This is a genomic window from Candidatus Jordarchaeum sp. (genome assembly GCF_052745115.1).
On the sequence record NZ_JBRAKS010000160.1, the window covers coordinates 1 to 8894 of the forward strand.

General features: G+C 40.8%; 9 protein-coding genes. 3 read left to right on the forward strand and 6 right to left on the reverse strand.

The window, feature by feature from the left end; genetic code table 11:
• Nucleotides 1-17: 17 nt before the first annotated feature.
• The 5 genes from ACUVXA_RS11980 to ACUVXA_RS12000 all read right to left on the reverse strand — a co-directional run bounded on the left by ACUVXA_RS11980 (nt 18) and on the right by ACUVXA_RS12000 (nt 4797).
• Nucleotides 18-293, reverse strand: a complete 276-nt coding sequence (locus ACUVXA_RS11980) for a cyclase family protein (protein ID WP_445871502.1) — start codon at nt 291-293, stop codon at nt 18-20.
• Nucleotides 294-450: 157 nt separating this feature from the next.
• On the reverse strand, nt 451-2631 hold the full coding sequence (locus ACUVXA_RS11985) for a CDC48 family AAA ATPase (protein ID WP_445871503.1): 2181 nt from the start codon (nt 2629-2631) through the stop codon (nt 451-453).
• Nucleotides 2632-2976: 345 nt separating this feature from the next.
• The gene (locus tag ACUVXA_RS11990; protein ID WP_445871504.1) at nt 2977-3243 is read right to left on the reverse strand and encodes an elongation factor 1-beta; all 267 of its coding nucleotides are present in this window, start codon (nt 3241-3243) and stop codon (nt 2977-2979) included.
• Nucleotides 3244-3276: 33 nt separating this feature from the next.
• Nucleotides 3277-3453 (reverse strand): zinc finger domain-containing protein, encoded by a 177-nt coding sequence (locus ACUVXA_RS11995; protein ID WP_445871505.1) that lies wholly within the window; start codon nt 3451-3453, stop codon nt 3277-3279.
• Between the two features lie 111 nt (nt 3454-3564).
• Entirely contained in the window at nt 3565-4797 is a 1233-nt protein-coding gene (locus ACUVXA_RS12000) for an NAD(P)/FAD-dependent oxidoreductase (protein ID WP_445871510.1), read from the reverse strand.
• Between the two features lie 187 nt (nt 4798-4984).
• On the opposite strand from ACUVXA_RS12000, the gene pth2 reads away from it, so the two are divergent.
• The 3 genes from pth2 to aspS all read left to right on the forward strand — a co-directional run bounded on the left by pth2 (nt 4985) and on the right by aspS (nt 8143).
• A complete protein-coding gene (gene pth2, locus ACUVXA_RS12005; RefSeq protein WP_445871506.1) occupies nt 4985-5341 on the forward strand; it encodes a peptidyl-tRNA hydrolase Pth2 in 357 nt (118 codons plus the stop codon).
• Nucleotides 5342-5360: 19 nt separating this feature from the next.
• Entirely contained in the window at nt 5361-6728 is a 1368-nt protein-coding gene (gene truD, locus ACUVXA_RS12010; RefSeq protein WP_445871507.1) for a tRNA pseudouridine(13) synthase TruD, read from the forward strand.
• Nucleotides 6729-6832: 104 nt separating this feature from the next.
• Nucleotides 6833-8143, forward strand: coding sequence for an aspartate--tRNA(Asn) ligase (aspS, locus tag ACUVXA_RS12015; RefSeq protein WP_445871508.1), 1311 nt, complete (start codon nt 6833-6835; stop codon nt 8141-8143).
• A gap of 62 nt (nt 8144-8205) precedes the next feature.
• On the opposite strand, the gene ACUVXA_RS12020 is transcribed toward aspS, so the two are convergent.
• Complete coding sequence (locus ACUVXA_RS12020; RefSeq protein ID WP_445871509.1) at nt 8206-8712, reverse strand: hypothetical protein; 507 nt, start codon at nt 8710-8712, stop codon at nt 8206-8208.
• Nucleotides 8713-8894: the final 182 nt, after the last annotated feature.

Genomic DNA, 8894 nt, shown 5'->3' on the forward strand with positions numbered 1-8894 from the left:
CATAGCCATATATGGTATTATTTAGTATTAAATCTTCCTACTGTTGTAAACCCCCCCGCAGTGGGAAAATAGTGCCACGGAGCATCAAGATGAGTACCAGTATGAGTCTGCAACTTCAAAGTGTCATTAGCCCAACCCAAACCATCCGGCAAATCCGAATCCTCAGCACCGAAAACCCACTTCATCAAATTTGCTCCCTTCATATGATCCTCATGCTCAATCTCCGGAACCACAAACTCACTCGGAACCGCCTCAATCGGAACACTCAAATCAACAAACCGAAACTTACCCATAACAAAACCTCCCAAAAATTATCAAGTATGCTTAAAATAAAAAATCAACATAATAAAAACTTTTTTCAAAAAACTATTATTGCGTTAAAAACTAAAATAAAATAAAAAATATTTGAAGAGTGGCTCTAACGAAGACAAAATAGAAAAATTATAATGATTAGACCACGTGTGAAACTTCTGGTGTCGTCTGCCGGAACCGATCCTCCACCCGCTCATACCACCGAGCCATATCCGGCGTAACAGTCGGGTGAACCTTCTTCATAGCCTCCTCAAAATGTCTTAAGAAAACTTTCTCAGCGTTAATGTCTTCTCTCAAAGCCAGCATAGCAGCCTCACGACACAACGCCTCAATATCCGCACCCACAAAATTCTTAGCCTCCCTGTTTAATTTGGCAAGATCAACGTCATCAGCAAGAGGCATGCTTTTCCCATGGGTGTACAGCTCAAAAATCTGCAAACGAGCAGCATCATCAGGAGCAGGAACCAAAATCAATCGATCAAACCTGCCAGGACGCAGAAGCGCAGGATCCAAAATATCCGGACGATTAGTCGCCCCGATCACCACAATATCATGCAAAGTCTCCAAACCATCAATCTCAGTAAGAAGAGAACTAATAACACGCTCAGTCACTTGAGAATCACCGGCACCCATACCACGCCGAGGCGCAAGCGCATCAAACTCATCAAAAAACACAATACTCGGAGAAGCAAGACGCGCCTTCCTGAAAACCTCACGAACAGCCTTCTCAGACTCACCAACCCACTTACTTAGCAGTTCCGGTCCTTTGATTGATATGAAGTTTGCTTCGGATTCTGTGGCTACCGCTCGTGCCAATAAAGTTTTTCCACAGCCCGGCGGACCATATAGTAGTACGCCTTTTGGTGGTTGTACTCCCATTCTGGTGAATGCGTCTTGGTGTTTTAGGGGCCATTCGACTGCTTCTCTTAGTTGTTGTTTTATTTCTTCTAGTCCTCCTATTTGTTCCCAGTGTATGCTTGGGACTTCGATGAGTACTTCTCTGATGGCTGAGGGTTGGATTTCTTTGAGGGCGTTGATGAAGTCTTCTTGGGTTACTTCCATGTTTTCGAGTATTTTTGTGGGTATGGTTTCTTCTTCGAGGTCTATTTTGGGGAGGTATCTTCTTAGTGCTTTCATGGCTGCTTCTCGGGCTAGTGCTTCGAGATCTGCTCCTACGAATCCGTGTGAGGTTTGGGCTAGTTGTTGTATGTCTACGTTGTCTGCTGTGGGCATTCCTCTTATGTGTATTTGTAGGACTTCGATGCGTCCCTGTTTGTCGGGTACGCTGATTTCGATTTCGCGGTCGAATCTTCCGGGTCTTCTAAGCGCTGGGTCGAGGGCGTTTACTCTGTTGGTGGCTCCGATTACTATGACTCTTCCTCTGCCTTTGAGTCCGTCCATGAGTGCGAGTAGTTGGGCTACTACTCTTCTTTCGACTTCGCCGGTTACTTCTTCTCTTTTGGGCGCTATTGAGTCTAGTTCGTCGAGGAATATGATGCTGGGTGCGTTGTCTTCGGCTTCTTTGAATACTTCGCGGAGTTTCTTTTCTGATTCTCCGTAGAATTTGCTCATGATTTCGGGTCCGTTTATGGATATGAAGTGGGCTTCGGATTCGTTGGCTACGGCTTTGGCGATGAGGGTCTTTCCACAGCCCGGCGGACCATGTAGTAGTACGCCTTTTGGTGGTTCGATTCCGAGGCGTTTGAATAGTTCGGGGTGTTTTAGGGGTAGTTCGATCATTTCTCGGACTTTTTGTATTTCTTCGTGTAGGCCTCCGATGTCTTCGTAGGTTACTTGGGGTATTCCTACTGAGATTTCGGTGAGGGGTTTTTCGCTGATGTGTAGTGCGGTTTGGGGTTTTACGATGACGATTCCTTTGGGGTTGGTTTTTACGACTATGAATAGGATGGCTCTGCTCAAGACTGTGATGTGGATGGTGTCTCCTTGGGTTACTGGGTGGCCTACTAGTTTGCTTTTTACGAAGCGTTCGAAGCGGTCTTCGACGGGGAATCTGACGCTGGTGGGGGCGAGTATTACGGATTTGGCTTGTTTTTCGCTGGCTTTTTTGATGGATACTTTGTCTCCTAGGCTTACGTTTGCGTTTCGTCTGAGGTAGCCGTCCATTCGGACTAGTCCTTTGTCTTTGTCTTCGGGGTAGGCGGGCCAGGCGATGGCGGCTGTGGTTTTTTTGCCTTTTATTTCGACGATGTCGCCGGTTTGTATGCCTAATTTATCCATTGCAGCGTTGTCTATTCTGACTATGAATCTTCCTGCGTCGCGCTTCTGCGCTTCTTCTACACGTAACTCAATGTCTGGCAACTTGACACCAACCTTAGTGCTGTGTTATTTTTGAGAATCTTTAAGCCTCTGCGGCTATGAAATAATATTTCCTATGAATAAATTCATTTTTAACAGATTTAAAAAGGTTGTCTTATTAGCATTCGTATTTATAATTTTTTTGTTTATATTTTATATTGATTTTATATTGAAAGTTGTTATATTGATGGTTTTTTGGTTTATTTCTAAATATCTAATTATTTTTGGTCTGGCGGTTATTTTTCTTAAGGGTAAAATTATTTTTTTGATTGGTTTTTTTAAGAGGAGACTTTCTTTTATATAGCTCTTTCTTTTTGGGGTTTTAAGGTTTTTTTCTTGGTTTTGGTTTTATATTCTTCTTACCATTTCTACTTCTATTTCGCTTACTTCTTCTATTTCTTGGATTGCTTGTTCGATGTGGTCTGTTCCTCCTTCGGCTTCTGGCACTATTATGTTGAGCCTTAGGGCTTTGAGGCCGAACGCTATTGGGACTTCCTGAGAGCTGTGAATTTCTGTTCCTTCGGGGAGGTTTTTCTCTATTTTGGTTTTTAATTCGTCTAGATTTACTTCTGTTGATTCTGGGAATATTTTTATGGTTGCTACAACTTTTGCCAAGTTTTTACACCTCTTTAGTGTTATTAGTGAGTTTTAGGGTCCTTCAAAATTGCAAACTGGACATTTGTAGGTGTTTGAGAATGATCTACACTTTTCGCATCGCCAGAAAGTGTATTTGCTACAGCTTGGACAGGAAAATCTTACTGCTCCTTTTTCCGGTGACACTATTTTGCCACAGCTTGCACAGATTTGCGGTTTGATTTCTGACATGGTTTTCCTCCTGTCTCCAATTTTTTTACTGCTCCACTTAAGATATGAGTGGCTTTTAAATATTTGTCATTTTGGAATTTTCAAATTTTTAGTCTTTTCATGATTTGGAATCTAGGTTTTTTCTTTTATTTGCTCTCTTATTCCTATTAAGATTGATGTTAAGAAATTGAAAATGATTTGGGCAGAGAGTTTGGGTTTAAGGATGAGTTTCCTGATTACTGCTGACTCAAAATCCATATCTCCTATTTCCTCTATATCTCTTGTGAAATCGTTTTTAATAAGGATGTCAAAAAGCTTATCCAGATTATTATCACTCATTCTGTTTAGTATTCTCCTTACTAGGAGCATTGAGGAAAATTCTCTGGAAAGTAATCTTCTACATTTTTTCTGATATATTGCTAAACTTTTACTATCCACGTTATTGTCAATGACTGCTTTAGCTGCTACTTCTCCTGCGATTTGGGCGCACAGTCCGCCCATTATTACGCCTCCCCCGGTTGTGGGTTTTACTTGACCTGCAGCGTCGCCTATTACAAGGAAGCCATCCGTGTAAGTTCTCGGAATGGGCCCGCTTAGAGTTATAGCGCCTCCAAATTTTTTAACTATTATAGCTTTTGAAAGCCTTTTGGAAGCGATTGGATGATTTTTAATAAATTTTTTCAGATATTGTAGAGCTTGGCGGCGTGCACCAACACCTACTCTTGCGGTATTTTCTCCCGTAGGAATTATCCAAGCGAAAAATCCAGGAGCCACTTTGTTCCCAAAGAACATTTCAACCTGATGAGGATTAACTTCCACGTTATTTACTTCGAATTGAACCCCCGGTATTACTCCTTTAGAAACCGGAGTTAGTCCCACGTTTCGAACAAATTTACCTCTTATTCCCTCTGCATCAATTATAACCTTAGTTTCAAAAACGGTTTCTTTTCTATGAAAGATTTTCAATGATCTTTTTTCACCCATTTTTACTGCTAAAACCTTAGAATTTCTAAATAACTCCACGTTTTCCTTTTGCGCTTCGGATGCGAGGTACTGGTCAAGTAGTGGTCTGTTAAAGACGTAAGCTTGAGGTTTCTTGCGTGAAACACTAAAACAGGTGCCTGATGGGGAATAAAAAATGGCACTATTAACACGGTTCAGAATACATTCCCGGGGAATATTAATGTTTAGTCTTCTTAACCCAGATACGCTAATTAGACCTGCACAGTGTTCAGGTAGTCCAATAGTAGAATGTTCTTCAAATACTGCTACACTCACTCCTTTTCTGGCTGCGTTTCGGGCCGCTAGTGCTCCTGCAGGACCACAACCAATGATTGCAATGTCAGAACCTTTGGTTTCAGAGATATTTCATCCCACCTGTGCTCTTCTTTTTATTTGAAAAATGATTTAAGTTTAGTTACTTTTAAGGATTTTAACAAAAAAAGGCTTTAAATATAGATTGTCTTTACAGGAATCGGGGCAAAGAATATTAAGATAATATAATTATGAATTAATCTTGCTTCATTCCTTTTCGTGCAGGAGTCATTTTAACATGTTTGAGTATAAAATGGTAATTTTGGTTCGCTCTGATATTAAAATGAGTAAAGGAAAAATGGCAGCGCAAGTAGCACACGCCGCAGTCTCAGCATCAGAGGAGGCTAGGAAAAAGAATTCGGACTGGTGGAAAGCTTGGATGGGCGAGGGTCAAAAGAAGGCGGTGGTAAAAATAAATTCTTTGGAAGAACTTAAAAAATATGAATATCAGGCAATTAAACAAAAAATTCCCCATGCTCTAATCACTGATAGGGGTCTAACCGAAGTACCGCCGGGAACCGTTACTGCGCTAGCCATTGGTCCGGGACCGGAGCCAGTTATAGACAGTATCACTGGTGGACTGACTTTACTCTAGATAATAATCGGTGAGTTTAATGAGTGAGCTTGAAAGCATCTTAGGAATGGAGTTTTTTGCAACAAAGTCTAAGGGAATAGGAGGATGTCTTAGAAAGAGGTGGGAGGACTTTGTGGTTGAGGAAATAACTCCTCAAAAAGAAATAATTCAAGCTCTGGGACCTGGAATTTCTACAAACGGTCTAAAAGATGCGCAAATAACTAAAGGTGAAGGAGACTATACCGTTTTTACTCTTGAAAGGCATGCTATGTACAATACTTTTGAAGCGCTGGATAGAATAGCACGTAGTTTAGGAGTGGGCATAAAAAGGTTTTCTTATGCCGGAGTGAAAGATAAAAGAGCCATAACCACCCAGAGGGTGAGTGCGTGGAGAGTTGATCCAGAAAGGCTGAAGAACTTGAATATTAAAGGGCTTTACTTGAGAGATTTCAATCGAAGTGAAGAGCCCGTTAAGCTGGGTGATCTTTGGGGAAACCATTTTAGTATAACGGTTAGAGAAATCAATTTGGCAGAATCGGAGATAGAAGAACAGGTTAAACAGACCTGTCGTGAGATAGAAGATTCTGGTGGGGTACCCAATTTTTTTGGTTACCAAAGATTTGGAGTTCAGAGACCCTTATCCCATTTGGTGGGAATTAAGCTTCTTAAGAGCGAGTTCAAAGATGCTGCAATGCTGTTTTTGGCAAAGGCCTATCCTTTGGAAGGAGATGATGCCCAAGCGGCCCGTAATTATCTGCGTGAAACTGAGGACTTTGCGGGGGCTTTTGAAAAATTTCCGAAGCGTTTGAATTATGAGAGGGTTATGTTAAAACACTTGTCCAAGTATTCCAACGATGTGCTGGGTGCTTTTCGACGGCTTCCGCGAGGACTGCTCGTAATGTTTATACACGCCGTGCAGTCATATCTATTTAATAAAACACTCAGCCTTAGATATAAACAGGGTTTTCCATTAGATAGTGCAGTTCCTGGGGACATTGTAAGTCCAGTTGAAAACGTTTCGCCAAACGATTATATACTCGTCACAGATGAAACGGTTTCTGAAATAAATGAAGAAATCAGGTCGGGAAAACTAGGCGTTTCAATACCTTTAATTGGGTATGACTCAAATCTACCAGAAAATAAACCGGGAGAATTGGTAGAAAAAATTTTGAAGGAAGAGGAATTAACCCCAAGTATGTTTAGGCTTCAATCATTACCTGAAATAAGTTCCAGAGGCATGTTCCGTCTGATAATGTTAAACATATCTGACTTGAAAATACACGATATTGATGCCGATGAATACAGCACTGATTCAATGAAACTTACAATTTCCTTCTCTCTTCCCAAGGGAAGCTACGCTACGGTTGTTCTCAGAGAGTTTATGAAAACGGATCCAATTAAATATTGAAGCAATAACTGAATTAAGGAACGATAAGTTAATTAGTACTTGATAGTTTCTCTTTGACGGCGGTGAATTAACTTATAACGTTAAATGGTTGGAGGTTAAATCCCTTGCCAGATGATGCACGTGATATTCGTAAGACGCATTTTACCAGCGATATTGGACCAGAACTAGATGGTAAAGAAGTGGTTCTTGCTGGATGGGTGGAAAACATTCGAAAACTCGGTGGAATAAAGTTCATTATTTTGAGAGATAAGGAGGGACTGTCGCAGATCACCATTCCTAAGAGCAGTTCAAGAGTTTTTGAAGAAGTGGATAATCTGGGTAAGGAATTTGTTATACTAGTCAGGGGAAAGGTGAGAAAGATGGATAAGGCACCTCAAGGTGCCGAAATAATTCCTGAAGAAATAAAAACACTCAACCCTGCGATATCTCCACTGCCCTTAGATCCCACTGGGAAAGTTGAAGCGAACCTTGATACCCAGTTAGATAATCGTGTACTAGATCTAAGAAGGCCAGAAAAAACAGCTATTTTTATTATTCGCCACGAAACCACTAATGTTATTCGAGAATTTCTAATCAGGAAAAGATTTATCGAAATTAACACTCCTAAGATTATTGCCTCTGCTTCTGAGGGTGGGGCTGATCTCTTTCCCATATCCTATTATGAAAAGGAGGCCTTCTTGAGTCAGTCAGCTCAACTTTACAAGGAGCAGATGGCTAGTGTTTTTGAAAAGGTTTTTGAAATTGCACCCTGTTATCGGGCAGAGCTAAGCCGTACTGTTAGACACCTAAGCGAAGTGTATGCAGTAGACGTGGAATTAGCCTTCGCTGATTATGAAGATGTGATAAGCTTGCTTGAAGATTTGATTTATAATGTGTTTAAACACATTAAGAAAAATTGTTCTAAAGAGTTAACTGCTTTGAAAAAGCAACTCTCAGTTCCAAAGAAACCTTTCCCCCGCTACACCTATACCGAAATTGTAGAAAAGTTGCAAAGTGAGGGTATAGAAATGAACTGGGGGGAAGATATCTCCACACAGGCTTACCGAAAGCTTGGAGAATTGTTAACCGGGGCGTATTTCATTTTAGATTGGCCGACTGCTGGAAAACCCTTTTACATTTTGCCTCGAAAAGATGATCCTAAGGTGTGTGAATCATTCGATTTTATGTATAGTTGGCTAGAACTAGCTTCGGGGGGAACCCGAGTTTATAAAAAGGGTATGCTGATTGACAGATTAAAAGAACAAAAGCTAAATCCGATATCCTTCGACTTCCATCTCAAAACCTACGATTGGGGAATGCCACCCCATGCAGGATGGGGATTAGGATTAGACCGGCTTGTAATGATTCTCACTGGATCAGAAAATATAAGAGAATGCGTTTTATACCCTCGAGACCGTGACCGTCTCACACCCTAAAAAATACGAACGGCATCAAAAGATAAGATTCAATAACCCTGGTGTATATTAAAATTAAAATTTTACTCGAACACTATCCTAATTTTTTCATTAGTTAGTTTGTAAACCAAATCCTCAAGGCTAGATACACTTGTGGGAAGTCTTTTACTGTCTGACCTTTTAACTCTAACCTTTTTTTCTAGTGTGCCGTCTGGAAGCCAAATCGTATTCACACCCAAAACTCCGACGGGAGACAGAATATCCTCAATAGTTTTTTTAGTGGATGATGATCCTTCAATAACTCGCACCCTTTTCTTTAAAGCATCACTCAAAACTTTGACAATCTTACCCTTAGGTCCTATAAAGTTAGAGATGTCACCCGGTCCTACCACAATTATAATGAGGCTGTTGGTTTCGATGGCTCCCCGAAACTCTGCATCTTTTAAATTGGGAAACCTGCTCTCAAGTTCCAAAAGATGCTTAGCCACCTCTATATCCAAAGTAGACACTTCGCCTTTTTCTAATTTCTCTCTACATGTTGAGCAGTACATTCCACTCTTAAGGCAAAAAGAACATATGGGAACCTTCAATTTCCAATTCTCCAGATTCAGGTAATCGTAAACAGTAAGCACCGGGTTAGTTTTTCCCGCTAATAATAAACAGCGATTTTCGTGTTGTTTTTATAAAAGTAAGCCTGCTTAAAAAACTTTTGTTGAAATCAGTATTTGAAAATGAGTTTTTGGGGGTAGGGATACCCTTATAGTGGAGAGAA

Bases quoted from the DNA above. Each gene is read 5' to 3' on its own strand.
- ACUVXA_RS11980 (WP_445871502.1), bottom strand. From the start codon at position 293: ATGGGTAAGTTTCGGTTTGTTGATTTGAGTGTTCCGATTGAGGCGGTT.
- ACUVXA_RS11995 (WP_445871505.1), bottom strand. From the start codon at position 3,453: ATGTCAGAAATCAAACCGCAAATCTGTGCAAGCTGTGGCAAAATAGTG.
- pth2 (WP_445871506.1), top strand. From the start codon at position 4,985: ATGTTTGAGTATAAAATGGTAATTTTGGTTCGCTCTGATATTAAAATG.
- truD (WP_445871507.1), top strand. From the start codon at position 5,361: ATGAGTGAGCTTGAAAGCATCTTAGGAATGGAGTTTTTTGCAACAAAG.